Below are 25,264 nucleotides of genomic sequence, written 5' to 3'. Positions count from 1 at the left end.
GTGACCGAAGATGTTTAATGCAGAAAAGCTCGCAAATGGTACGTTTATCGAAGACAGTGCCGCTCTTGAGGATTACCGCGTCGTCCAGAAAACCCTGCAAGGGATCTCGGAGAACTGGAGAGAGCAGCCTTCTCTGGAAGAGCTAGCCGCCAGCGTTGGTCTCCAGCCGATCCAGCTTCAGCGTGTGTTCTCAAGATGGGCAGGCATCACGCCCAAGCAGTTCCTGCAAGCGATCACCATCGACCACGCCCGTGCTCTTTTGCAAGATTCCGCAAGCATTCTTGAAGCCTCGCTTGAGGTTGGCTTGTCCGGCCCTGCCCGTCTGCATGATCTTTTTGTGAGCCACGAGGCCATGACCCCCGGCGACTATAAGCGCCGTGGAGCGGGCGTTAAGATCAGTTGGGGCTTCCACCCCTGCCCGTTCGGCATCGCGCTTCTGATGGTCACTGAGCGCGGTCTAGCGGGCCTTGCCTTTGCCGACGCCGGAGAGGAAGCCAAAGCACTCGCCGATATGTGCGAGCGTTGGCCTGCTGCTCAGTTTGAAGAAAGCCAGCAGCTGACAGCGCCTTACGTTTCCCGCATCTTTGAGCCAAACAAATGGAGCGAAGAACAGCCGCTTCGCGTCGTATTTATCGGAACCGATTTCGAGATCCGCGTCTGGCAGACCCTCTTGAAGATCCCGATGGGCAAAGCCACCACCTATTCCGAAATTGCGAACAACCTCGGCAACTCCAAGGCGTCCCGCGCTGTTGGAACAGCAGTCGGAAAGAATCCGCTGTCCTTCGTTGTCCCATGCCACCGTGTTCTTGGCGCAAAAGGCAACATGTGCGGCTACCACTGGGGCATCACCCGCAAACGCGCCATTCTCGGCTGGGAAGCCGGTGTGTCGGGCGTACTGGATGGCATGGCAGCAGCCAGCTGATCGTTTCACATCCGATTCAATGTGCGGAAACAAAAAAGGCGAGCCAGGTGCTCGCCTTTCTCGTAATATTCATAGGATCTTACAGGTCAAACCCAAGGATCTTACCAACGGTGAAAACGTCCTTATCACCACGACCACAGAGGTTCATGACGATGATCTGGTCTTTATCCATCTTCGGCGCCATCTTGATCACCTGAGCCAGTGCATGGCTTGGCTCCAGCGCCGGAATGATACCCTCAACGCGGGTCAGCATCTGGAAGGCATCCAGAGCTTCTTCATCGGTCGCAGGCACGTAGTTCACGCGGCCTGTATCCTTCAGCCAGGAATGCTCAGGGCCGATACCAGGGTAATCCAGTCCGGCAGAAACGGAATGTCCTTCAAGGATCTGCCCGTCATCATCCTGCAGCAGGTAGGTGCGGTTGCCATGCAACACACCCGGCTTACCTGCATTCAGGGATGCACAGTGCTCTTCACCTTCAAGGCCTTTACCACCAGCTTCAACACCGTAAATCTCGACAGATGGATCATCTAGGAACGGGTGGAACAGACCAATCGCGTTAGAGCCACCGCCAACAGCTGCAACAAGAGCGTCCGGCAATCTGCCTTCCACTTCCATCAACTGCTTCTTGGTTTCCTCACCAATCACGGATTGGAAATCACGAACCATCTCCGGATACGGATGCGGGCCAGCAGCTGTGCCGATCAGGTAATACGTGTCATCCACGTTGGTCACCCAGTCACGCAGCGCTTCGTTCATCGCATCTTTAAGAGTACCAGCACCGGCAGTAACGGGAACAATTTCAGCACCCAGAAGCTTCATGCGGAACACGTTCGGCTTCTGACGCTCAACGTCGGTCGCACCCATGTAAACAACGCATGGCAAACCAAAGCGTGCGCACACCGTCGCCGTTGCAACCCCGTGCTGACCTGCTCCGGTCTCTGCGATAATACGGGTTTTGCCCATGCGCTTGGCAAGCAGGATCTGACCAATACAGTTGTTGATCTTGTGGGAACCGGTATGGTTCAGCTCATCGCGCTTAAAGTAGACCTTCGCGCCGCCCAGCTCTTCAGTCAGGCGTTCAGCAAAATACAGCGCAGATGGGCGACCGGTATAGTGGGTGTTCAGGTTCTTCAGCTCTGCCGCATAAGCCGGATCAGCTTTTGCGTCATTGTAAGCCTTCTCCAGATCCAGGATCAAAGGCATGAGCGTTTCAGCAACGAAACGACCGCCAAAATCTCCAAAGTGTCCGCGATCATCCGGACCTGAACGCAATGTGTTGACTTGCTGGTTCATTAACTCTTCCCAAATTCACTCGGCAACGCTGCGCGCTTCACGCACAAAAGCCTCAATCAACTCGATGTCCTTGACGCCCTTCTCGCGTTCTACGCCGGATGAAACATCGACATCACTCACGCCGGAGATAGCCAGGGCTTCCCGGACGTTTGCAGGGCTTAGGCCGCCAGAAAGCATGATAGGCTTTCCAAGTTTTAGGCCTTGTAACAGTTTCCAGTCAAAGCTGACACCATTTCCTCCCGGAATATCGGAATTTTTTGGTGGCTTTGCATCAAGCAGAAATCTGTCTACATGCGGAATATAAGGTTGAAGTGCCTCAATATCTTCACTTGAGGAAATCCCAAAGGCCTTCATCACGGGAACGCCGAAGGTCTCGCGAATGTATGCACAGCGCTCAGGGCTTTCACTGCCATGCAGCTGTAAGATGTCCGGCGCGATATTGTCGACGATTTCCTTCAGTCCCGCATCATCCATATTCACGGTCAGCGCAACAATCTTGATCTTGCCACGCACATGGTCAACCAGCTCCTTCGCTTGCGCGACGGAAACGTGCCGTGGACTCTTTGGAAAAAAGACAAATCCGATCATATCGGCTTGTTCTTTCGTAACCGCGTCCGCAGTTTCTTTCGTTGAGATGCCGCAGATCTTAATCATAGCGGAAAAGTCCATATTTGCACCGTGTTCAAGCAATACCAGATTGACCGTTAGACCAAAATAATCAGGGTTTGTCACCCTGTTCTGGAATTTGCAGAACCTGAATTGGACAGGATCAATGAGAAAATCTGGAGTTAACCGCGGTCATCTGATGACACTTGGTATATGTGGAGCGCTCGTTGCTTTTTCAACCAGCGCCCTCGCACAGGCACCTAATCCATACTATCCTATCCGGCCAGATGTGCCTATGCAGTTCAATGGAAGATGTGCTGGCGAGTATGCAGCATTGGGCCTGAGTTCCGGTGTTCTTAACATTCGTTTGGGGCCTGGAACCAACTACAGCGTAATCGGCAACCTTGTTCCAAACCAGGTAATTCATGTAATGGATTGCCAAGGCGAATGGTTGGGAGTCCAAAACCGGCGCAACGGTGAGCAAATTGGCTGGGTTCACGCAAGATACATGCGTCGCGTTTAATCAACGTGCCGCAATCCCCGGCGAGCTTCTCAACCCTACTTCCTCTGTTGAGAAGCACCGTTCCCGTTGCCAGCATTCACATCCCCTTTAAAATGTAAAACAGCAAGCGCTTCGGTCTTAATCTCGGAGCGCTTTCTCACGAATGTACTGCTCAAGATCAATGCGTCTCACTGAAAGCGTAACCCCGCCAGAGGCTTGGGGAATAAAAAAGCGCCGCTGATACGGCGCTTTTTCAATCTCATAGGTCGGATAGACCTAGGTGATGTTGTAGGCGGCAATTGCAGCCATGTTGAAAATCTCGCTGTCTTTCGCACCCATCGGAACAATCTGAACCGGTTTATCCAAACCAACCAGCAACGGCCCGATCAGAGTGGATCCACCAAGCTCTTCCAGCAGTTTTGTCGCAATGGAAGCAGAGTGGAACGCTGGCATAACCAGCACGTTTGCAGGTCCATTCAGACGTGAGAATGGATAGGCGGCCATCTTTTCCATATTGAGCGCGATATCCGCATTCATCTCGCCCTCATACTCAAAGTCCACACGACGACGATCGAGGATTTTCACTGCTTCCTGGAGGCGCTCCGTACGTTCCCCGCGCGGATGACCGAATGTGGAATACGCCAGCATGGCGATACGCGGTTCAGACCCAAGGCGGCGCGCAACATGTGCTGCTTCCTCTGCAATATCCGCCAGTTCCTCAGAAGTAGGCATCTCGTGAACAGCAGTATCTGCCACCAGAACGGTTTTGCCCGGTGTAACCACGATAGAAACGCCAATAACGCGGTGTCCCGGCTTGATATCGATGCAGCGGCGGATGGTGTCCAGTACCACCGAATAGTTTCGCGTCGTTCCCGTCACAACGCCATCCGCATCCCCCCGTGCAACCATGATAGCTGCCCAGTAGTTACGGTCGTTGTTGACAAGACGCTGACAGTCTCGCTGCAGATAACCACTGCGCTGCAAGCGGGAATACAGGTACTCGGCGTAATCCGTATTGCGGTTGGAAGACCGTGCACTTTCCAGACGAATGCCCGGACGGTTCACATCAACACCTGCAGACGTCGCATTGGCGCGGATTTCGTCTTCACGGCCAACAAGGATCGCTTCACCCAGTCCCTGTGCAACAAAGGTAGAGGCCGCACGAATAACAGCAGGCTCCTCGCCTTCTGCAAACACGATACGCTTCGGGTTTTGGCGCACTTTGGAGATGATCCGCTGCAGCGTTCCTGCAATCGGATCACGGCGTCCCTGAAGCTGTGCGCCATACGCATCCATGTCCACAATCGGACGACGCGCCACACCACTGTCCATCGCCGCCTGTGCAACAGCCTGAGGAATACGCGAAATCAGGCGAGGATCGAACGGCACAGGAATAATGTATTCGGGACCGAAACGAGGGCGGCTACCGCGATAAGCTGCTGCAACTTCATCGGGAACGTCTTCACGAGCCAGTTCCGCAAGCGCCTGAGCACAAGCAACTTTCATCTCGTCGTTGATGGTAGTTGCATGAACATCCAGCGCACCGCGGAAGATGTAAGGGAAGCCAAGAACGTTGTTCACTTGGTTCGGATAGTCCGAACGCCCGGTCGCAACAATCGCATCAGAACGAACTGCGTGTGCTTCTTCCGGTGTGATTTCAGGATCCGGGTTCGCCATCGCAAAGATGATCGGGTTCGGCGCCATGCTCTTCACCATCTTAGGCGTCAAAGCACCCTTCACGGATACACCAAAGAACACATCCGCCCCGTCCAGCGCGTCCTCAAGCGTACGCTTGTCCGTTTTCACAGCATGGGCGCTCTTCCACTGGTTCATACCAGCTTCACGACCCTGATAAATTACGCCTTTCGTGTCGCAGAGAATAACGTTCTCATGCGGAACACCCATCGCTTTGACAAGCTCGATACACGCGATACCAGCTGCACCGGCGCCATTACAGACCACCTTCACGTCTTTCATATCGCGTTCCGTCATATGGACCGCGTTGATCAGACCGGCAGCTGCAATGATTGCGGTGCCGTGCTGATCGTCGTGGAACACCGGAATGTCCATGATCTCACGAAGACGCTGCTCGATGATAAAGCAATCAGGGGCCTTGATGTCCTCAAGGTTGATGCCGCCAAACGACGGGCCAAGGTGTTTCACACTATTGATGAATTCTTCTACGTCTGAGGTATCCACCTCAAGATCAATCGAATCTACATCTGCAAAGCGTTTGAAAAGAACGGACTTGCCTTCCATCACCGGTTTGGAAGCCAGCGCACCCAGGTTCCCAAGCCCCAGAATGGCAGTACCGTTGGAGATAACCGCCACCATGTTGCCTTTGGTGGTGTAATCGTAGGCTTTGCTTTCATCCTCTGCGATTGCCAGCACAGGTACAGCAACGCCCGGAGAATAGGCCAAACTCAGGTCACGCTGGGTGGCCATTGGTTTGGTTGGCGAAATCTCAAGCTTGCCCGGCTTTCCTTCTTGGTGGAAGGCCAGCGCATCCTGATCAGTGAACCTGACCTGAGAGCTTGCTGTTTTATCTGTGGTCGGCATGTGAAAAAATCCTCACCCTTATGCGCAGTATTCTTTTCGTGTATCTTTGTTGGACCTTATCCCCGTAAATCCACGTTCTCAAGCGGTGAACTCGGCGGTCATTGGTGAAACACATAGAACCATTTGCTAGTGTCTGCGCCATGACTACAGCAGATATTCAAAAGCCTTCCCCAGCAAAAGGCCGCGTCACGCCCATGATGGCGCAATATATTGAGATTAAGACGGCTAATCCGGACAGCCTCCTGTTCTACAGAATGGGCGATTTCTACGAGCTGTTCTTCGAAGATGCGGAGATCGCATCCCAGTCTCTCGGAATTACGCTGACCAAGCGCGGCAAGCATAATGGCGATGATATTCCCATGTGCGGGGTTCCTGTGCATGCTGCTGATGATTATCTGCAAAAGCTGATTGGTCTTGGCCACCGTGTGTCTGTGTGTGAGCAGACAGAAAGTCCCGCAGAAGCCAAGAAGCGTGGCGCGAAATCCGTTGTCCGTCGCGACGTCGTGCGCCTCGTAACACCAGGAACGATCACCGAAGATCGCCTTCTGGATGCAAAACGAAACAACTTCCTCGCCTCCTTGGCACGAGTGAAAAGCGGCAGTGCGGTAGACGGCAATCTTTACGGCCTTGCGTGGATCGACATGTCCACTGGCATGTTCCGCGTTGCCGAAAGCGATGACGTCCGTCTCGCTGCTGATCTGGCGCGTATCGATCCCTCCGAGCTGGTCCTCGCAGATGCTCTGCTACAGGGAACCGAGTTGCGCGCGACAGTCGAAGGACTTGGCGCCGCCCTTTCTCCTGTACCACGCACATTCTTTGATGGCGCGACTGCTCAGGATCGCCTCTCCACCTACTTCTCCGTGGGCACGCTGGATGGTTTTGCCAACTACACCCGCGCTGAACTGATCGCAGCCAGTGGCATTCTGGCCTACATCGACAAAACCCAGCTGGGCGAGCGCCCTCCTTTGGACCCGCCGGTCAAAGAGGCTGCAGCAGGCCAGTTGCTGATTGATCCGGCAACCCGCGCCAACCTTGAGCTGACGCGTACCCTTTCCGGCGAACGCCGTGGCAGCCTGCTGTCTGCTATCGACAAAACCGTGACCGGCGCTGGCTCCCGCCTGCTGGCAAGCCGTCTGGCCGGACCTCTGACAGACCCGGAGCAAATCCGCCACCGTCAGGATACCATTGCGTTTTTCGCCTCTGACACCATGCAGCGCGAGGATATCCGCGGACTGCTCAAGTCCGCTCCGGATATGTCCCGTGCGCTGTCCCGTCTGGCAGTTGACCGCGGCGGCCCGCGTGACCTGCAGTCCATCGCCACTGCAATGAAGTCTGCGCAGGAAATCGCGGGTCTTCTCGCTTCTGGTGGCGCTTTCCCGCAGGAAGTTGCCGCGGCCGTTCAAAAGCTGGAGCAAGCCCCGCACGCACTCGGTCAAAAGCTCGCGCAGGCAATTGCTGAAGAACCGCCACTCCTCAAGCGCGACGGCGGCTTCGTCGCGCCGGGGTATCACGCTGACCTTGATGAGCTCAAAGCCCTGCGCGACCAGAGCCGCAAAGTCATCGCACAGATGCAGGCTGATCTGGCCGAAGAGCTTGGCATCCGCTCCCTGAAGATCAAGCACAACAACGTGCTCGGCTGGTTCATGGAAGCGCCGACCGCGCAGTGTGATCCCATGAAGGATGACCCTGCCCGCTTCATCCACCGCCAGACCATGGCTGGCGCCATGCGCTTCACCACCACCGAACTTGCGGATCTGGAAAGCAAGATTGCCAGCGCCGGCGAACGCGCACTGGCGATCGAGCTGGAAATCTTCAACGAGCTCACCAAAGCCGTTGTTGAAGCCGGCGGCCTGATCAAGTCCGCCGCCGAAGCGCTCGCCATACTGGACGTTTCCACCTCACTCGCTGTTTTGGCAGAAGCGGAAAACTACACCCGTCCAACCGTCGACGGCTCACTCGCCTTCACCATTGAAGGCGGCCGCCATCCGGTTGTTGAGCAGGCCCTGCGCAAAACCGGTGAACCATTTGTGGCAAACAACGCCGATCTTGGACCGCAGGATTCCTACAAAAACGGCCAGATCTGGCTGATCACCGGTCCAAACATGGCCGGTAAATCCACCTTCCTGCGCCAGAACGCTCTCATCGCGGTACTGGCGCAAATGGGTAGTTTCGTTCCCGCAACAAACGCGCACATTGGTGTCGTGGATCGCCTGTTCTCACGTGTGGGTGCTGCCGATGATCTCGCAAGAGGCCGCTCAACCTTCATGGTCGAGATGGTGGAAACCGCTGCTATCCTCAATCAGGCCACTGACCGCTCGCTGGTTATTCTTGATGAAATTGGACGCGGTACGGCAACGTTTGACGGCCTTTCTATCGCTTGGGCAGCCATCGAGCATCTGCATGAAACCAACCGTTCCCGTTCGCTCTTCGCGACCCACTACCATGAAATCACAGCGCTTTCCCAGCGCTTGGAGCGTCTCAACAACGCAACCGTTCGTGTAAAGGAATGGAAAGGCGATGTGGTCTTCCTACACGAGATCGTCGAAGGCGCAGCAGATCGTTCCTACGGTATTCAGGTGGCAAAGCTTGCTGGCCTGCCCAAGTCGGTTGTCAACCGCGCGCAAAAGATCCTGATACAGCTTGAAGAGCAGGACACCAACAAACCTTCTGAAACACTGCTGGATGACCTGCCCCTCTTCGCCTCGTTCTCCCAGCCTCTGGAAACCATTCCGGAGCCGGAAGAAAACGAAGAAGCCTCTGTCTCCAATGAGCTGGTTGAGTTGCTGGACACCTTTGATCCTGACGACATGACACCCCGTCAGGCACAGGAAGCGCTTTACGCCCTCAAGCAAAAGCACAAAGAACTCAGCTCAAACTGAGCAAAGTTCTAAATCCGCAAACAGCTATAGCACCGCTGGATATCTCCGGCGGTGTTTCCATATGAAACCCGAGATGCGGGATGAGCAAGGCAAGCAGGCAGTGCCTGCGCTACTTATTGAATTAGTTTCTTCGGCAGTGGCTACTCGCCTCGCCCGGGCTTTCTTTTGATGAACTACGTCGCCTCTTTTGCCTATAAGGTACGATAGCCGGTTTCCCGGAAAGACAGTGGCTTATCCAATCAGGTTTTCCTGAGCGAACAGTTCCTCCGACTTTGGCAAAGTTGGCTGATACAAAAGGTTTCCCCATTGCGACACCCACATTTGCAACCGCGTGATACCCTATATTCCTGGGCCCTTCCCCTCAAACCATGCGGCCACGTTTGAAGTTCGGTTCACCGGACCACCAGAAGGTGCGTTACGTCTTCCAACAGCCCCGCCCAACCCACGCCACACTGACGGTCGCTCCGCCAGCAGCCCGTCACGTGGGCATGTCTTTTACTGTACGAGAGGAAAACCTAAGGGGAATAAGTTTTTTGCGGTACGGACGCTTCGCTCCGCACACCCACCTTTCCACAAAGGTTATACATTCAGCACCCAAGACGCTGCATGGGTCCCGGCGCGGGGGCCGGGATGACAGTTGGGGCACAACGCACAGGCCCCTTGTCGTCATCCCGCACTTTATGCGGGATCCAGAGCGATAGGCTCTAACTTCAGAGCCAAACACCCCACACCAGTCGAGCGAAGCCCTTCAAACCTCACTACTTGCTGTGGAAGCGAAAGGCACTCATGCTGATTGAGCGGTAGGTAAAGCTCTCATGTAGCTTCTCACTGAAAGCGTTTTCGCCGGCGGCGCCATAGGCCACAAGGAAGGGAAGAAAGTGCTCATCCGTCGGCAAGGCTTTCTGGTAGTACCGATGATTGCCAGAAGAAAGCAGCGCGCAAGTCTCACCCTGTTGAGCCAAGCCGCTGATCCAATGATCAAATTCCAGCGCCCAGTCAGGAACCTCACCGGTTTTGCTCACCTCGTCAAAGTTATGGGTCAATGCACCACTGCCGATCACAAGGATGCCCTGCTCCGCCAGTGGAGCGAGTGCACGGCCCAGATTGTAGCTTTCCTCACTGCCGTAAGAACGCGGCAAGGAGACCTGAACAACAGGGATATCGGCCTCGGGAAAGGCAAGGGCCAAGGGCACCCAGGCGCCATGGTCTAGCCCCCAGCTGTCATCCTCGGACACCGTGAGCCCATAGCGGGTAATAGCTTCATGCACCCGCGATACCAGCCAGCCCGGAGCTTCAGCAGCATATTGAATCTCGCGGAGCTCCTGCGAAAAGCCGCCGTAATCATGAATTGTCTTCAGTGGTCCAGCAGCAGTGATGCTCAGCCGGTCGGTTTGCCAGTGAGGCGAAACGATCACGATTGCGTCCGGCTTACTCACTGAAATGGCAAGAGCTTTGAGAAACTGATGAGCCTCTAGCTCAGGCCGTATTATGAGGTCCGGTGCTCCGTGCGGTAAAAAGAGAGGCGATTGTTTCATGTGAAACGCTTTTTGTTTCGGTTTGTTGATGAAAGTGTTGTCTCGAACAGTTTATTGTATCGCTAACTCCTAACCAATCTCCGTAAGGATGATAGGACTGTTCACTAAAACTGACCCTATCTGCCATTGCCGACACCGCCGATTTCGTGAGGCACTGGAAGAAATTGGAAACTGCTGCTAGATATGGGGCCTCTTATCAATAGGCGCCTTCATGATACCAAAACTAAAGATTACTCGTCTTCCCCATAGTGAGGGATTGGAGCTTCCTGCCTACCAGAGTGCTGAGGCCGCTGGTTTGGATTTACGGGCGGCAAATCATGACCAAATTGAATTGAAGCCCGGCCAGAGGGCCATGGTGCCAACGGGCCTTTCCATTGCGCTGCCATCCGGCCATGAGGGACAGGTACGTCCCCGCTCCGGTCTGGCTGCAAAACATGGCCTGACGGTGCTTAACACACCGGGAACCGTGGATGCTGACTATCGCGGTGAAGTGATGGTCATCCTCATTAACTTGGGTGATGAGCCTTTTGTGATAGAGCGCGGAATGCGCATCGCTCAGATGGTCGTTGCACCCGTAACGCAGGTGCAGATCGAAGAAGTCAAAGAGCTTGAAACCACAGAGCGTGGCACAGGCGGGCATGGCTCCACAGGCCTATAGGAATAAAAAGGAAGAGTGATGAAGCCGGAATTGGTGATTTTCGATTGTGACGGTGTTCTTGTCGACACCGAAACCATAGCGAATGAAGTCTTGTCTGAGTTCCTGCAGGACATCGGTCTGGATCTCTCACCTTTGGACTGTCACCACCGCTTCAACGGCACCGTCATGGACGACATCAAGGAAGAAGCTGAACGCATGAGTGGCAAAAAGCTGCCCGATGATTGGGTCGCACAGATCCAGCAGGCGGACTTGGTCGCTTTTGAAGCAGGCATTGAGCCAATTTCGGGTGTTCTCGATGTCGTTGCACACCTGAAAGCCGAAGGCATTCCATTCTGTGTCGGCTCCTCTGGCCGCTACGAGAAAATGCAGATGACGCTCGGCACGTCCGGCCTCTGGGATACGTTTAAAGATGTCCTTTATTCCTCGCAGGATTGCGAAAAGGGCAAGCCTGCGCCGGATGTCTTCCTCTATGCAGCCGAAGGCATGGGTTTTAAACCCGAGCAATGCGTTGTAATTGAAGACAGTATCGCTGGCATCAAAGCCGCAAGGGCTGCAGGAATGCGCGTGTTCAATTACGCCGGTGATTCCAATGCCGATGTCGCGCAAGCCCAGGCTCTGGGCGCCACTACGTTTGGCCACATGTCAGAGTTGCCAGCATTACTAGGTCTGGTGGCGTTGGATAAGGCATCCGCCTAGCTGCCTCTATTTTCAGCAGATGATATGCGGTGCAAAAGAGCATACTAAATACACGATCAGATAGAATTCAATTCCACATCGTGAATGGATTTTGGCATCTTGTTTCTAAGTGCTGCAATTTTCGGGGTTTTTGAAACCTCGAAAACGCCAGCGACACTTCCTACATTTCATTTAGGATTTTGATAGGCTCCTCCTCGGGATTCTTACGTCGAGGCAGGCCTTAGGCTCACTAAAGAATTGTATAAAGGGGATTTCAATGAGCACTTCCAAGCCGGGTCGTGGAAAAATTTACTCTTCAATCACGGAGACAATCGGAAACACACCAATCGTACGCCTGGACCGTTTGGCAAAGGCTCACGGTGTCAAGGCGAACCTGCTTGCCAAGCTTGAGTTCTTTAACCCGATCTCCAGCGTGAAAGACCGCATCGGCGTCGCAATGGTGGAAGCGATGGAAGCGGCTGGCAAAATTACACCGGGCAAAACCACCCTGATCGAGCCAACTTCAGGGAACACCGGCATCGCGCTCGCATTTGTAGCAGCAGCCAAGGGCTACCGCCTCATTCTCGTAATGCCAGAGACCATGTCCATTGAGCGCCGCAAGATGCTGAAGCTTCTGGGCGCAGAAATTGAGCTGACAGAAGGTCCAAAGGGCATGAAAGGCGCGATTGCACGGGCGGAAGAGCTTGCTCAGGACATCCCCGATGCCATCATCCCACAGCAGTTCGAAAACCCTGCCAACCCAGAGATTCACCGCAAAACCACCGCAGAAGAAATCTGGAATGATACCGATGGCAAGGTTGATGTGTTCGTCTCCGGTATTGGTACAGGCGGCACTATCACCGGCACCTCTCAGGTCCTGAAACAGCGTAACCCAGCGGTTCACGTGGTTGCTGTTGAGCCTACTGACAGCCCGATCCTGTCCGGCGGCCAGCCTGGCCCCCACAAAATTCAGGGCATCGGCGCAGGCTTCGTACCGGGCATTCTCGACACCTCCGTTTTTGATGAAGTGGCCACCGTTTCCAACGAAGATTCCTTCGCACTGTCTCGCGAAGTTGCAAAAACCGAAGGCGTGGCAGTCGGCATTTCTTCCGGAGCTGCTCTGAAGGCGGCAATCGAAGTTGGTAAGCGCGATGAGATGGAAGGCAAAAACATCGTCATCATCATCCCAAGCTTCGCAGAACGCTACCTCTCAACAGCCCTCTTCGAAGGCCTGGACGCGTAAGGTCAGCCAAAACTAAAACGAAGAAAGGGAGGTATGAGCCTCCCTTTTTTATTGCATTAGATCATTTCGAGTCTGAATCGAATGAGGTTTACTGCGGCGGTGTACCGTTTCTCTCTAAAATTTCGCCAGCTAAATAAAGTGATCCACCGAAGAGAACGCGTGGAGGCTCTTTCTCGTTCAGCGAGCGTCGGCCAACTTCTGCAATAGCTCTGTCCAGATTTCCATGCGCGGAAGAAGATAGACCTGCGCGATGTGCGATTTTCGCAAGTTCGTCAGGCGAGCGGCCAGCGTTCGTCGTGGTCAAAGGCACGCACATTACATGCTTTGCCAGACCTTCGAATTGTTGGAAGAAGCCCTCAGGATCTTTTGTGTTCATCATGCCCATCACAAGGAAGGTCGGACGTGAGGCTTTGTCGGTCAGATCCGCAAGGAACGATGCGATCACCTTAGCCGCGCCAGGGTTATGGCCCCCATCCACCCAGATCTCGCTGTTCGAGGGTAACTCATCACAAAGTTTCCCCTCATAAAGAGGCTGCATGCGTGCAGGCCAGTTGATAGATCGCAGCGCCTTATCACAGGCAGCGCGTGCTGCTTCACTCTCCAGCAGCCCCGCAACCCGCAACGCAGCCAGTGCCAGACCGGAGTTGGAAAGCTGATGGAACCCGGCAAGTTTTGGCGGTGCAAGATCCAGCAGGCCATGCTCATCCTGATAAACCAGCCGCCCGCCCTCTTCCCAGGCAGAAAACTCCTGCCCTTGGAACCAGATGGGAGCACGCTGGCGAGCAGCCTTCCTCTCAATCACAGCATGCACAGCATCAGCCTGCGGCCCAACCACAACAGGGCAGCCGAGTTTGATGATCCCTGCCTTCTCAAGTGCGATGCCTTCAAGGCTATTGCCAAGGAAGTTTTCGTGATCTTTGGAGATTGGTGAGATGACGCTCACCAACGGCTTTTCAATCACGTTGGTGGCATCAAGAACCCCGCCAAGCCCGACTTCCAGAACAAGGTAATCCGCAGGGTTGTCAGCAAACAAACACAGCGCCACAGCCGTCGTCGCTTCAAAGAAGGTCAGCTCGTGGCCATCATTGGCAGTCTCAACCCGCTTGATCGCCTCAAGCAGCGGCTCTTGCTCAACAAACCGTCCCGTTCCACCCAGCCGGATTCGCTCGTTAAAGTGCACCAGATGCGGAGACGAATACACATGAACTGTCTTCCCCTGCGCCTGCAGAAGAGCCCTGATCGTTGCTCCAGTGGACCCTTTTCCATTGGTGCCTGCGATATGGAAAGTCGGCGGAAGGCGCTTCTCCGGGTTCCCCAGCGCCTTCAAAACCCGATGCATACGCTCCAGCGAGAGATCTATCTCACTCGGATGAAGTTCCATCAGACGTTCAAGGGCAGCATTGATTTTGCTCATGGGTGTCCGCTTTCAAATCAGGTCAGCGCGTATACGCACTAAGTGCTCTCGGGTTTCCGCTAGGATGCCGTCACAAACAGCTATCAGAGCAAAAGGCGCGATGACTATTGAGATTGCCCTGCTCCGGTATCTGCATAAAGAAAAAGCCCGGCACTCGATGCCGGACTTTATGTTAGATGTCGCAAGTCCATCAGCCGTCAAGGCTTAGGACGTGGCCGCAATTTCGGTGCCACCTTCTGGTTCTGCTGGCTTTTCTTCAAGCACTGGCAGCTGAGCTTCACGCTTCATCAGCAGGTTACACAGGTTGGAAATGGTTTCTTTCAGGTCGTGACGGTGCACAACCATGTCCACCATGCCGTGATCACGCAGATATTCAGAACGCTGGAAGCCTTCAGGAAGCTTCTCGCGGATTGTCTGCTCGATCACACGCTGACCAGCAAAGCCGATCAGAGCGTTTGGCTCGGCAATATGAACATCACCCAGCATCGCGTAGGAAGCTGTCACACCACCGGTGGTTGGGTTGGTCAGCACCACAATGTAAGGCAGGCCCGCTTCGCGAAGCATCTGCACGGTCACAGTTGTGCGCGGCAGCTGCATCAGCGAGAGGATGCCTTCCTGCATGCGTGCGCCACCGGAAGCGGCGAACATGACGAATGGTGTTTTATGCTCAACAGCATATTCCATGCCGCGAATGATCGCTTCACCCGCTGCCATGCCAAGAGACCCACCCATAAAGGCAAAGTCCTGCACAGCAGTGGTCATGTCGTAGCCATTCACCTTACCGTTGGCGACCAGAACAGAGTCAGTCATCTCGGTTTTGGCTTTAGCGTCCTTCAAACGATCAACATACCTGCGCTGATCGCGGAACTTAAGCGGGTCGGCAACAACTTCCGGAGTTTCGATCTTGGTGTATTCACCCTTATCGAAGAAGTACTCCAGGCGCTTCTTGCTGGAGAGGCGCATATGAAAGTTGGAGTTCGGCACCACCCACTGGTTCGCTTCCAGATCGCGATGGAAGACCATCTCGCCTGTTTCAGGGCACTTGATCCAAAGGTTTTCCGGTACTTCGCGCTTTTCAAGAAAGCTGCGGATTTTCGGCCGTACGACGTTGTTAATCCAGTTCACGGGCAGCCGCCTGTCTTTAATTTCGTTTTCGATTTTTAAAGGCCATTAAACTGGCCATACGTAAAGCAATGCTTATTTCCGAGCTTTTTCTACACCCATACGTAGTGAGCGCACAACTTCGGTAACAGCAGCTTGTGTTTGATTTGTGGCTTTACCAGTCTCATCAAGGCTTTTGCGTATAGCCTCAACAAGCACGGAGCCAACCACAACACCGTCAGCATTCTTGCCAATTTCTTCTGCCTGCTCAGCAGTTTTAATGCCAAAGCCAACAGCAACAGGAAGTTCAGTGTGTGATTTAATTCGGGAAACAGCCTGAGCAACATTAGCCGCATCCGCTGCAGCCGCTCCGGTCACACCAGTCACGGAAACATAATAAACGAAGCCGGAGGTATTTTCCAGAACGGTCGGCAGACGCTTATTGTCGGTTGTTGGCGTTGTCAGGCGGATAAAGTTTACACCGCCCTCGATTGCCGGAATGCAGAGCTCGTTATCTTCCTCTGCAGGCACATCGACAACGATAAGTCCGTCAACGCCAGCCTCACGCGCTTCTTTCACAAACGCTTCACTGCCGCGCACATAGATCGGGTTGTAGTACCCCATCAGAACGATCGGAGTGTCATTGTCCTTTTTGCGGAAGTCACGCACCATCTGGAGCGTTTTGTCCATGGTGTGGCCATGCGCCAGCGAACGCTGCGTTGACAGCTGGATTGGAACGCCCTCAGCCATCGGATCGGAAAACGGCATGCCAAGCTCGATAACATCACTACCAGCTTCTGGAAGTGCATCCAAAATAGCTTGTGAGGTGGCAAGGTCCGGGTCACCTGCAGTAATAAAGGTTACCAGTGCAGGACGACCTTCAGCCTTGAGCTTTGCAAAGCGTCGATCAATACGAGTTTCAATCATTCATCCGACCATCTGATGTATTGGGGCGAGCCCCACCAATCAATCAGCAAGGATGTAGGGGTGCAACTAGCCCTCTGTCAATAAACACAGCGCAAATTGAATGCGTTTCGGGCGATTTTTATGAGAAATAGACACCAGCCCCAGAGAATATCCAGCGATATTGTCTCACAAGGTCTCTGATTGACCATTACGGCAACCAAGCCCTTGCCTTTTCAGATCTTTCGCATGGGCTGGTAAGCCCCGCAAAGCGAGCCCTAACAAAAAAAGCCGCAGGTGAACTGCGGCTTTCTTAATCTTGCAAAAACTAGTATCCGCGACGGCATTCAAGGAAGCCCAGAATGCGGCGAACATCATGCAGAATTGGCTCCGCAATCGCTGAAGCGCGCTCAGCACCATCACGCAGAACAGCGTCAACACTTGTCGGATCGTCCATGATCCGGCGCATTTCGTTGTTCATCGGTGCCAGCTTCTCAACTGCCAGTTCAGAAAGAGCAGGCTTGAATGCTGAGAACTGCTGACCGCCAAACTCACCCAGAACGTCCGCTTTGGAACGACCGGAAAGCGCAGCATAGATGCCAACTAGGTTTTCAGCTTCCGCACGACCTTCCAGACCATCAACTTCACTTGGCAGAGCTTCAGGGTCGGTCTTCGCTTTCTTGATCTTCTTCGCAATGGTGTCCTGATCGTCAGTCAGGTTGATGCGAGAAAGATCAGAAGGGTCAGACTTGGACATCTTCTTGTTGCCGTCACGCAGGCTCATGATACGGGTCGCTGGACCTGTGATCATCGGCTCGGTGACAGGGAAGTAGATCTCATCCGGTGCGTCATGAGTTGGCTCAGGGTTAGGAACACCCAGACCCAGCTCTTTAATGCGCTCGGCGTAGTCGTTGTTGAACTTCTGCGCAATGTCGCGTGTCAACTCAAGGTGCTGCTTCTGGTCATCGCCAACCGGAACGTGGGTTGCGCGATAAGCCAGAATATCCGCTGCCATCAGATTGGGATAAGCAAACAGACCGACAGATGCGTTTTCCGCGTGCTTACCAGCCTTGTCCTTGAACTGAGTCATCCGCTTCAGCCAGCCCATACGAGCGATACAGTTGAAAATCCATGCCAGCTCAGCATGTTCTCTCACCTGACTCTGGTTGAAGATGATCGACTTCTTCGGATCAATACCGGCTGCAAGATACGCTGCTGTTACTTCGCGCGTCTGCTGCATCAGTTCGGAAGGTTCCTGCCAGACCGTAATCGCGTGCATGTCAACGATGGAGAAGAGCGCTGGCATCTGATCCTGAAGCGGAACAAAGCGGGCAATTGCACCAAGGTAGTTACCAAGGTGGAGGTTTCCGGTCGGTTGAACACCGGAGAAAACGCGAGGCTGAAACGCCGTCATAATAGAATATCCCTAGGCTTGGGCCTGTTGGAAGGGCCAGTGGGTTGCGTGGGCATAGTTCGGATGGGTGACAAACAAACTAGGACAGCCCGCGCAGATTAAGCTCGGTGGTTATGGCGGCGCTTTTCCCTGTGTGCAAGTGCTTTGCAAGGACAGACTGCGTTTATCGCCGTAATTTCTGCAATTGTGAGCGAAAATCTACAGTACCAGTCAGTTGCACCAGAATTCCAAAGGAAACCAGCCCGACGGCGACCAGAATAACAAGCTCACTGGCGCGCACGACGAACAGATTGGACGCGGAAAGCGGTGCCAGAACCACAGTTCCTCCATACACCACAACGCCCATCAGAACGCTCGCCAGACCCAATAGCGGAATCCTCTTCAACAATGCTGCATCGACAACAAAATGCCCGCGGCGCCAGAGCACGAAAGCGAGCAAACTGGTGTTGACCCACCCCGCGGCGGTCGTCCCAATCGCAATGCCCACGTGTTTGAGGCTCGGGAACAACAGGATTGAAAGAGCAACGTTCACCACCATAGCAACAGCGGCAAAGTACATTGGGGTTTTTGTATCTTCCCGCGCAAAAAAGCCCGGTGACAGAACCTTATTCAGCACAAACGCTGGCAACCCAACAGCAAACGCCATCAAAGCCGTGGCAGTCTGCGCAACAGCAGCATCAGAAAACTGACCGCGCTGGAACAGCACGGAGATCACCGTGTCCGGGATAATCACGAGAGCAACTGCCGCTGGAAGCGTCAGCGCAAGTGCGAACTCCATCGACCGGTTCTGCGTATGATGAACCAGCTCTTCTTGGCCGGAACGCAGCTGCCGCGTCAGGCTCGGCAACAACACCACACCAATCGCAATACCCACCACACCAAGTGGCAGCTGGTAGATCCGATCTGCATAGTAAAGGTATGAATTTGCACTGCTTTCCAGAGAAGCAATGATAGTGCCGACGGTGATGTTGATCTGTGTGATACCCCCGGCAATCACGCCCGGCACGCCTAAAACGAGCAGTCGTTTAACGCCCGGCGTCCAGCGTGGCCGTTTAATCGGAATGCGAAAACCAAGCCGCTTCATGGCAACGGCAACAACCGCGAGCTGAACAATGCCTGCAACAGCAACACCAGTCACCAGCAGTACGCCGGTGGTCTGGTTCGGCTCCATGCCATAAAACCCGATGCCCGCAAGGACCCCAATCATCACCACATTAAGCATCACGGGTGCCATCGCGGCAGCCAGAAACTTTTGAAATGTATTAAGAATTCCGCTCACAAAGGCAAGCAGCGACATGAATAGCAGATACGGAAACGCTATCCGGGACATCAGAACTGTGAGGTCAAACTTGGCTGGATCAGAGTAGTATCCCGGCGCGAGCACATGCACGAGATACGGCATGAACACTTCGGCTAGTGCGAGGATAACAACCAGCGTCCAGAACAAGGCTGCCGCAATCTCACCAGCAAACTTCCGCGCTCCCTGCTGTCCCTCTTCCTCAACTGAACGGGCAAAAAGCGGCACAAAAGCTGAGTTGAACGCACCTTCTGCAAACAGTCTGCGGAACAGGTTGGGCAAGCGGAAAGCCACAACAAAAGCATCAGCAACTGGGCCGGTGCCAACAAAGGCAGCCAGCATTACATCTCGCCCGAACCCACAAAGGCGGCTCAGCATCGTTGCACCACCAACTGTGGCGAAGCTCTTGAAAAGGCTCATTTAAAATTACTTACCCGTATGTTTTTGCAGCTTACGGCGGGAGCTCGTAGATGCTTTTTGTGGCTTTTTACCGTCAAATGCATTTCTAAGTCTATCGCGAATGGATTCCTGACGCCCCACATTGTGCACTTTCTGGCCCGTCAGATCCGTCACGTAAAACACGTCAACCGCCTTCTCTCCAAAGGTGCCAACATGCGCACTGGCGATGTTCAGATTCAATGCGGAGATTTCGGTGGTCAAATCTGAAAGCAAGCCGGGTCGGTCCAGTCCAGTTACCTCAAGCACCGTATAGCTCTCGGACCATGAATTACTAACCAAAACAGTGGTTTGCAGAGAGAACGCCTTGTTACGTGCATTCGGCTTCTTCGCCCGACCCTTTACCTCCGGAATTGGTGCAGTCCCTCGGAGTGCTTCTTTAATGATGCAGCAAATCCGTTCCCCGCGACGGTATTCATCTCTGTCTTCCGGCAGCTCCCGACTGATATAGATCCTATCCAGCGCAAGCCCGTCTTTTGTGGTGTCGATATGCGCATCCACAATGTTGGCACCAGCCGCAAAACAAGCCCGCGTGATTGTTGAGAGCAATCGTGGATGGTCCGGCGCTAGGACTGTGATTTCCGTAATGCCTTCAAAAGCATAGGTTTCAACATAGGTGGCCAGATGCTCTTCTTCTGCATCTGTCATGCGAATGAGGTTGGCGTGTCTGATCTTGTCTTTCAGATCAACCCGCAGCCAGTAAGCCGGATAATGCCGATCCAGATAGGCTTTCACCTCTTCAGCGTTCCACCCTTCCAACTGCTCCGCCAGCTCATGCTTGGCATGATCAACCCGCTGCTGCTGGCTCATGCGGCCATGACCACCACTCAAAATGGTCTCGCTCTCATAGTAGAGCGTGCGCAGTAACTGCCCCTTCCAGCCGTTGAAAACACCGGGGCCAACCGCGCGAATATCCGCAACTGTCAAAATCAACAGGAGCTGCAAACGTTCCAGACTTTGCACCTTTCGGCAGAAATCCTTGATGGTTTTAGGGTCACTCAAGTCGCGGGACTGCGCGACCGTGCTCATCTCCAAGTGCTGTTCAATCAGCCAGGCAACTGTATCAGTCTCAGCCTGAGATAGGCCAAGACGTGGACAAACCTTACGCGCAATCTTTGCACCCGCAATCGAATGATCCTCCGGCCGCCCCTTCGCTATGTCATGTAAAAGCGTTGCAACGTAAAGGACCCTGCGACTGTGAACCGATTTGATGAGGTCTGTCGCCAGCGGGTGACTATCCCCGCCCATTCCGCGCTCAATCTCGGAAAGCACGCCAACGGAACGGATGAGATGTTCGTCAACGGTGTAGTGATGATACATGTTGAACTGCATCATCGCGACAACCTTCTGAAACTCTGGAAGAAACTGACCAAGGATCGTCGACTCGTTCATCGCCCGCAGTACAGTTTCCGGATCATTCCGGCTGGTCAGGATTTTCAGGAACAGCCGGTTCGCTTGCTCGTTCTTGCGGAACTCAGCGTTGATCAGACGGCGGGATCGACGAATTAATTTCAGCAATTCCGGATGCATATCCAGATCGGTCTTGTCGATCAGATAGAAAACGCGGATGAGATTAACCGGATCTCTCTCGAAGATATCAGGCTTGGCCGCAATAATACGCCCGTTCTCGACAAGGAAGTCCTTGGTTCCCTTGATAGATCGGCGCTTGTGCTTGCTGCCGGGAACAAAACTGCCCAGAAACCGAGAGATCCGTGGAGCCGACTTTACGTGTTGTTCTTCAAGGGCCGCAGAGAAAATGCGCGTCAGATCACCTGCATCCTTAGCAACAAGGAAGTAGTGCTTCATGAACCGCTCAACAGCACGCAAGCCGGGGTGGTCCAGATATCCAAGCCGATCGGCAATTTCCCGTTGAACATCAAAGCTCAACCGCTCTTCTGGCCGGTTCGTCAGAAAATGCAAATGGCACCGCACAGCCCAGAGAAAATCCTGGGATTTTCGGAATTGATTCAAGACTTTTCGGGAGAACACCCCTTTCGCGACCAGCCCTAAATCATTGGGAACACGATAAAAATACTTAGCGATCCAGAACAGCGTGTTCAGATCGCGCATCCCGCCTTTGCCTTCTTTGATGTTCGGCTCAACAAGATAGCGCGAAGCCCCATGCCGTTCATGCCTCTCATCCCGCTCTGCCAACTTGGCAGCAATAAACTCAGGTCCGGTTCCTACAACCACTTCCTTATCGTAACGGGCTGTAAGCTCCTGAAACAACTCAAGATCACCACAAACATAACGTGCTTCGAGCACCGCTGTGCGCACCGTCATATCCTCGCGGCACTGCTTGATGGTTTCATCAAGATTGCGCGTTGAGTGCCCGACCTTGAGTCCCATGTCCCAGAGCATGTAGAGGATGAATTCTACGACCTGATCGCCCCAGGGCGTTTGCCTGTAGGGCCAAAGAAACAGGAGGTCCACGTCTGAGTGCGGCGCCATGGTGCCACGACCATAACCACCAACGGCAATGACGCTGATTCTCTCGGATTTCGTAGGATTTTCAGCAGGATAGACATAGGTGGTCGCAAAATCGTAGATCACCTGAATGAGGATATCCTGCAAGTAAGAAAGCCGCTTTGCACAACGCAGGCCCTTGCCATCATCCAGCAGTAGCTTTTCTATCTTTTCCTGAGCGGTCTTGTGAGTCGCCTTCAGCTTTGACAGGACGTCATTGCGCAGCTTGAAGCTGCTGCCGTCCCCATCATACTTCGCAACCAGCTCCTTGAGTTCGTTGCGCAGCAATTGAGGATCAAGAAGTTGATCCACTTTAAGTTCTTTAGGCGTCATATCAGAAGTCCACTTCGAGAGTCAGCAGACTGACTTTACAGAGCTTTGTCTGCTTAGACTAGATATTGTCGCGAGAGCTAACCACTCTTAATTGGTGAATCAGGTGCTCAAGGGATTCTTCTGAAAGCCCATTGATTTTGGTGGCAAGCATATTGGTCAGCTCTGTCGCCCGAGGCGTCAAACCGCCTGTATCGATGGTGATCTTCGGGTTGGAGAGTTCCGCAAGCCGTTGAAGTTCTTCAGCTTCATCCCAAATGACGTTGAAATAGGTGATGATGCGCTGAACCATGTACCATGTCGGAGTACCACGCTTGCCGTGCTCAAGCGCGCTTAGGTAAGCGGAGGAAACTGAAAGGGCTTCCGCCATTTCCTTCAGGGTGATCTTCTGCTTTTCCCGCAGCTCTCTAACCTTGGCTCCAAAAGGCGTCATCTTGCTGAAATTCCTGCCCTATTTCTTACGTTTGCGAATACGAACGTAAAGTGCACCGCTGCCCCCATGCGAAACATGAGCTTGATCGAAGCCTACCACACAGCTGCGCATATCCGGAAGAGAAAGCCATTGCGGTACCATTCTACGCAGAACGCCGCGATCGTCACCGTAAGGACTATGGGAGCTATCCATACCCTTGCCGGTGATCACAAGCACCAGAGAATAGCCCATGGCTTGCGACTGATAGATGAAGGAGGTTAAGCGTTGATGGGCTTCATACTGGGTGAGACCATGAAGGTCGATCCGCGCATCAAAATAGCCCTTGCCGCCACGTACAACCTTCTTGCGTTCCTTCTTGTTCAGCGGCGAAAGCGGCGGAATACTTGGGATCACAGGCTTGGGCGGAATGTAGTCCGGCGCTGTCTTCCCATTGAGACCACGAGACTTTTTCGCCTGTGGCTTCGCTGGAGTTACCAGTTGCGGCTTAAGCTCAGGTTGGGGCTTCCCAGCTCCTTGAGTGGGCTGGAGCAGCTGATTTGGCTCGGAAAGCTGCGTTGTGTCTTCCAGCATGTCGGAAAGACGCTCTTGATGCAGGGGCGTTAAAGTGGCTTTCACTCTGTCCCACAAGCGCTTGTCTGCGTCCGTCAGCTGTTTTGTTTTGGCTCGCTTAGCGCGATCACCATTCGTCATCTATCCGATCCGTCCACGATCAATTATTATTTTGGAACAAGGAGATAGAATTCCGCACGGTGACGGATATTCCCGGCAACGGCACCTGCCTCTGCACCACTTCCAACATAGATATCACCCCGCGCAGGGCCTTTGATTGCAGATCCGGTATCTTGCGCAACCATCAGCTTGGCGAAGCGGTCTCCTGATTTGTCGTAGGTCCTTAACTCACTGGAGACAAAAATTAAACTGCCATATGTGTGCAGATCATCATCTATCGCCAGTGATCGCAGGTCTGTCAGTGCTGTTCCTGCACCTCCAATTGCGGCAACCTCGGTTTCTTCCGCAGATTGTAACTCAAAGAAGATGTAGGATTTATTGTGTCGAAACACGGCTTTCTGCTGGGATGGATTCTTAGCTAACCAGGTACGAAGTGCATCCATACCCATGTTATCTTTAGATATTTCGCCCCGCTCAATAAGCACCCGGCCAATTGCGGTGTACGGGTGGCCAGACTTGCCGGCAAAGGCAAGGCGTCTCAGCTCGCCATTGGGCAGGCGAATGCGGGCGGACCCCTGAACAGCTGTAAAAAATGCATCTATCGGGTCTTTTAGCCAAAGCACCTCAAGGCCCATGCCATCCAGCGCGCCGTCCATCACTTCGCCGCGAGTCGGTAGCACCTTCAGGTCCGTGGGATACCCATGGAGGGGAACAGTATAGTCTCCAGTGCGAACCAACGAGCCTTCCAGCTCCGGCATGTAATAGCCGGTCACAAACCCGTCGTCCTCCACGCGATGAAACGTAAAGTTCTGTTCTAAAAAGGCTTTCGCTTCATTTGCGTTGTTTACGTTGATTTTGAGCGCTTTTGAGCAAATCGTGCGTAAATCTGCGTCGCTAATGCCAAACGCCTTTGTCGGCTGGCTCCGCTCCCCACTGCCCTCGCAGTGAGCCACAAATGCGGAAAGGGCCGCAGAATGATCATCTGCAGCCCATCCATCGATTCCGTCGGGATCAAGTGGTCCGGAGAGCGTCGCGCTTCGCATGGTCCTGTGGTCGTTTGTTATGGTGCTTCCAGTTGCAGCGGCAGAACTTATCCCCGCCGCGACGCTGAGTGCCATAATGAAACTCATGGCGCCGCGAGAGAGTGAAAACATCATGCAGATTCAGTTGCAATCAGCTTCCAGTTTGGATCGTTCACACCGGTTTCCCGGGCGAAGGTCCAGATGTCCGTCAGATCGCTGACTGCGGTTGGGTCACCATCCACGATACGGTTTTCGGAATCCCGCGTCGCGGTGATCATCTGGCCTTTGAAGCGAACAGTTACTTCAGCCAGATTGTCTTTTTGGTTGAAGACCGCTTCCACAATGTCGGCTTTGTCGATGCCAACAAAAGTGGACTCAACGCGCTCGTTACGGCTTTCACGGTCATCAATCGCAGCGGAGAAACCGCTGAAGACTTCCGGAGAAAGAAGGTCTTTGAGTGTGCGGCGATCACCTTGTGCAAACGACATCAAAATGATCTCGTAGGCACCGCGAGCACCTCCGACAAACTCTTTAGGGTTGAAAGACGGCTCAGCTTTCCAGATTTCACGCAGACCGTGGTTCAGCTCAGTGCCTTTCTTGGCAACCTTGTCGATCTCGGCCTCAATCTGTTCGCGAGCTTCACGCTCAGCGACCTCAGGATCATGATGAACATGCTCGTTGCCCGGCAGAGGAATGATGTTGTCCTCGGTATCAACAGGCTGAGTTTTTTGAGAGTCTTGTTTTTGCTTGGCAGAATACGGGTCAAAAGGTTGACGTTCGTTACCGGTGCGATTGCCCAAAACGGAGCGTAACCGCAGGAAAATAACCACTGCCGCAATAAGGAAGATTATGTTGTAGACGTCGAATATTTCGTTCATTCCGAGTA

General features: G+C 53.6%; 20 protein-coding genes. 6 read left to right on the top strand and 14 right to left on the bottom strand.

All coding sequences use genetic code 11. From position 1 onward, the window contains the following. Nucleotides 1-10: 10 nt before the first annotated feature. Nucleotides 11-922, top strand: coding sequence for a methylated-DNA--[protein]-cysteine S-methyltransferase (locus IE076_RS07080; protein ID WP_189436061.1), 912 nt, complete (start codon nucleotides 11-13; stop codon nucleotides 920-922). 79 nt (nucleotides 923-1,001) lie between these two features. Here the strand turns inward: IE076_RS07080 and trpB are convergent, their stop codons facing one another. Together trpB and IE076_RS07070 are read right to left on the bottom strand one after the other, a co-directional pair. After that, on the bottom strand, nucleotides 1,002-2,216 hold the full coding sequence (trpB, locus tag IE076_RS07075; protein ID WP_189436060.1) for a tryptophan synthase subunit beta: 1,215 nt from the start codon (nucleotides 2,214-2,216) through the stop codon (nucleotides 1,002-1,004). 15 nt (nucleotides 2,217-2,231) lie between these two features. Further along, nucleotides 2,232-2,948 (bottom strand): phosphoribosylanthranilate isomerase, encoded by a 717-nt coding sequence (locus tag IE076_RS07070; RefSeq protein ID WP_189436059.1) that lies wholly within the window; start codon nucleotides 2,946-2,948, stop codon nucleotides 2,232-2,234. A 73-nt stretch (nucleotides 2,949-3,021) separates the two neighbouring features. Here IE076_RS07070 and IE076_RS07065 point away from each other — a divergent pair, with 73 nt between their 5' ends. Then, a complete protein-coding gene (locus IE076_RS07065; protein ID WP_209008919.1) occupies nucleotides 3,022-3,345 on the top strand; it encodes an SH3 domain-containing protein in 324 nt (107 codons plus the stop codon). A gap of 255 nt (nucleotides 3,346-3,600) precedes the next feature. Here the strand turns inward: IE076_RS07065 and IE076_RS07060 are convergent, their stop codons facing one another. Further along, complete coding sequence (locus tag IE076_RS07060; protein WP_189436058.1) at nucleotides 3,601-5,883, bottom strand: NADP-dependent malic enzyme; 2,283 nt, start codon at nucleotides 5,881-5,883, stop codon at nucleotides 3,601-3,603. Nucleotides 5,884-6,023: 140 nt separating this feature from the next. On the opposite strand from IE076_RS07060, the gene mutS reads away from it, so the two are divergent. Then, nucleotides 6,024-8,762, top strand: a complete 2,739-nt coding sequence (gene mutS / locus IE076_RS07055; RefSeq protein WP_189436057.1) for a DNA mismatch repair protein MutS — start codon at nucleotides 6,024-6,026, stop codon at nucleotides 8,760-8,762. A 758-nt stretch (nucleotides 8,763-9,520) separates the two neighbouring features. On the opposite strand, the gene IE076_RS07050 is transcribed toward mutS, so the two are convergent. After that, complete coding sequence (locus tag IE076_RS07050; RefSeq protein WP_189436056.1) at nucleotides 9,521-10,297, bottom strand: DODA-type extradiol aromatic ring-opening family dioxygenase; 777 nt, start codon at nucleotides 10,295-10,297, stop codon at nucleotides 9,521-9,523. Between the two features lie 211 nt (nucleotides 10,298-10,508). Here IE076_RS07050 and dut point away from each other — a divergent pair, with 211 nt between their 5' ends. The 3 genes from dut (at nucleotide 10,509) to cysK (ending at nucleotide 12,873) form a co-directional block, all read left to right on the top strand. Further along, a complete protein-coding gene (dut, locus tag IE076_RS07045; RefSeq protein WP_189436055.1) occupies nucleotides 10,509-10,955 on the top strand; it encodes a dUTP diphosphatase in 447 nt (148 codons plus the stop codon). An 18-nt stretch (nucleotides 10,956-10,973) separates the two neighbouring features. Continuing rightward, nucleotides 10,974-11,651, top strand: a complete 678-nt coding sequence (locus IE076_RS07040; protein WP_189436054.1) for an HAD family hydrolase — start codon at nucleotides 10,974-10,976, stop codon at nucleotides 11,649-11,651. A 256-nt stretch (nucleotides 11,652-11,907) separates the two neighbouring features. Continuing rightward, nucleotides 11,908-12,873, top strand: coding sequence for a cysteine synthase A (gene cysK / locus IE076_RS07035; RefSeq protein WP_189436053.1), 966 nt, complete (start codon nucleotides 11,908-11,910; stop codon nucleotides 12,871-12,873). Nucleotides 12,874-12,961: 88 nt separating this feature from the next. Here cysK and IE076_RS07030 read toward each other — a convergent pair whose 3' ends face one another. The 10 genes from IE076_RS07030 to IE076_RS06985 form a co-directional block, all read right to left on the bottom strand. Next, a complete protein-coding gene (locus IE076_RS07030; RefSeq protein WP_189436052.1) occupies nucleotides 12,962-14,287 on the bottom strand; it encodes a bifunctional folylpolyglutamate synthase/dihydrofolate synthase in 1,326 nt (441 codons plus the stop codon). A 204-nt stretch (nucleotides 14,288-14,491) separates the two neighbouring features. Continuing rightward, nucleotides 14,492-15,412: an acetyl-CoA carboxylase, carboxyltransferase subunit beta gene (accD, locus tag IE076_RS07025; protein ID WP_189436051.1), complete on the bottom strand. Its 921-nt coding sequence runs from the start codon at nucleotides 15,410-15,412 to the stop codon at nucleotides 14,492-14,494. A gap of 72 nt (nucleotides 15,413-15,484) precedes the next feature. Further along, nucleotides 15,485-16,315 carry a tryptophan synthase subunit alpha gene (trpA, locus tag IE076_RS07020; RefSeq protein ID WP_189436050.1) on the bottom strand — a complete coding sequence of 277 codons (831 nt, stop codon included), beginning with the start codon at nucleotides 16,313-16,315 and terminating at the stop codon, nucleotides 15,485-15,487. A 304-nt stretch (nucleotides 16,316-16,619) separates the two neighbouring features. After that, entirely contained in the window at nucleotides 16,620-17,705 is a 1,086-nt protein-coding gene (gene trpS, locus IE076_RS07015; protein ID WP_189436049.1) for a tryptophan--tRNA ligase, read from the bottom strand. A 163-nt stretch (nucleotides 17,706-17,868) separates the two neighbouring features. After that, entirely contained in the window at nucleotides 17,869-19,422 is a 1,554-nt protein-coding gene (gene murJ, locus IE076_RS07010; RefSeq protein ID WP_189436048.1) for a murein biosynthesis integral membrane protein MurJ, read from the bottom strand. A gap of 6 nt (nucleotides 19,423-19,428) precedes the next feature. After that, entirely contained in the window at nucleotides 19,429-22,257 is a 2,829-nt protein-coding gene (locus IE076_RS07005; protein WP_189436047.1) for a [protein-PII] uridylyltransferase, read from the bottom strand. Nucleotides 22,258-22,315: 58 nt separating this feature from the next. After that, nucleotides 22,316-22,687, bottom strand: coding sequence for a helix-turn-helix domain-containing protein (locus IE076_RS07000; protein ID WP_189436046.1), 372 nt, complete (start codon nucleotides 22,685-22,687; stop codon nucleotides 22,316-22,318). 18 nt (nucleotides 22,688-22,705) lie between these two features. Continuing rightward, on the bottom strand, nucleotides 22,706-23,377 hold the full coding sequence (locus IE076_RS06995; RefSeq protein ID WP_189436045.1) for a Smr/MutS family protein: 672 nt from the start codon (nucleotides 23,375-23,377) through the stop codon (nucleotides 22,706-22,708). 26 nt (nucleotides 23,378-23,403) lie between these two features. Continuing rightward, on the bottom strand, nucleotides 23,404-24,474 hold the full coding sequence (mltA, locus tag IE076_RS06990; protein WP_209008918.1) for a murein transglycosylase A: 1,071 nt from the start codon (nucleotides 24,472-24,474) through the stop codon (nucleotides 23,404-23,406). A gap of 35 nt (nucleotides 24,475-24,509) precedes the next feature. Then, a complete protein-coding gene (locus IE076_RS06985; protein WP_189436044.1) occupies nucleotides 24,510-25,256 on the bottom strand; it encodes a Tim44/TimA family putative adaptor protein in 747 nt (248 codons plus the stop codon). Between the last annotated feature and the right edge of the window lie 8 nt (nucleotides 25,257-25,264).

Source organism: Pseudovibrio japonicus, assembly GCF_014651595.1.
Classification (GTDB): Bacteria; Pseudomonadota; Alphaproteobacteria; order Rhizobiales; family Stappiaceae; genus Pseudovibrio; species Pseudovibrio japonicus.
This window is presented reverse-complemented; position numbering and strand designations above follow the sequence as displayed.

What these genes read in the sequence shown, in the direction of transcription:
- IE076_RS07030 (WP_189436052.1), bottom strand. Translation starts at nt 14,287, where the DNA reads ATGAGCAAAATCAATGCTGCCCTTGAACGTCTGATGGAACTTCATCCG.
- IE076_RS06985 (WP_189436044.1), bottom strand. Translation starts at nt 25,256, where the DNA reads ATGAACGAAATATTCGACGTCTACAACATAATCTTCCTTATTGCGGCA.
- trpA (WP_189436050.1), bottom strand. Translation starts at nt 16,315, where the DNA reads ATGATTGAAACTCGTATTGATCGACGCTTTGCAAAGCTCAAGGCTGAA.
- IE076_RS07000 (WP_189436046.1), bottom strand. Translation starts at nt 22,687, where the DNA reads ATGACGCCTTTTGGAGCCAAGGTTAGAGAGCTGCGGGAAAAGCAGAAG.
- murJ (WP_189436048.1), bottom strand. Translation starts at nt 19,422, where the DNA reads ATGAGCCTTTTCAAGAGCTTCGCCACAGTTGGTGGTGCAACGATGCTG.
- mutS (WP_189436057.1), top strand. Translation starts at nt 6,024, where the DNA reads ATGACTACAGCAGATATTCAAAAGCCTTCCCCAGCAAAAGGCCGCGTC.
- IE076_RS06995 (WP_189436045.1), bottom strand. Translation starts at nt 23,377, where the DNA reads ATGACGAATGGTGATCGCGCTAAGCGAGCCAAAACAAAACAGCTGACG.
- mltA (WP_209008918.1), bottom strand. Translation starts at nt 24,474, where the DNA reads ATGGCACTCAGCGTCGCGGCGGGGATAAGTTCTGCCGCTGCAACTGGA.
- cysK (WP_189436053.1), top strand. Translation starts at nt 11,908, where the DNA reads ATGAGCACTTCCAAGCCGGGTCGTGGAAAAATTTACTCTTCAATCACG.
- IE076_RS07005 (WP_189436047.1), bottom strand. Translation starts at nt 22,257, where the DNA reads ATGACGCCTAAAGAACTTAAAGTGGATCAACTTCTTGATCCTCAATTG.
- dut (WP_189436055.1), top strand. Translation starts at nt 10,509, where the DNA reads ATGATACCAAAACTAAAGATTACTCGTCTTCCCCATAGTGAGGGATTG.
- IE076_RS07060 (WP_189436058.1), bottom strand. Translation starts at nt 5,883, where the DNA reads ATGCCGACCACAGATAAAACAGCAAGCTCTCAGGTCAGGTTCACTGAT.
- IE076_RS07040 (WP_189436054.1), top strand. Translation starts at nt 10,974, where the DNA reads ATGAAGCCGGAATTGGTGATTTTCGATTGTGACGGTGTTCTTGTCGAC.
- IE076_RS07065 (WP_209008919.1), top strand. Translation starts at nt 3,022, where the DNA reads ATGACACTTGGTATATGTGGAGCGCTCGTTGCTTTTTCAACCAGCGCC.
- IE076_RS07050 (WP_189436056.1), bottom strand. Translation starts at nt 10,297, where the DNA reads ATGAAACAATCGCCTCTCTTTTTACCGCACGGAGCACCGGACCTCATA.
- IE076_RS07080 (WP_189436061.1), top strand. Translation starts at nt 11, where the DNA reads ATGTTTAATGCAGAAAAGCTCGCAAATGGTACGTTTATCGAAGACAGT.
- trpB (WP_189436060.1), bottom strand. Translation starts at nt 2,216, where the DNA reads ATGAACCAGCAAGTCAACACATTGCGTTCAGGTCCGGATGATCGCGGA.
- trpS (WP_189436049.1), bottom strand. Translation starts at nt 17,705, where the DNA reads ATGACGGCGTTTCAGCCTCGCGTTTTCTCCGGTGTTCAACCGACCGGA.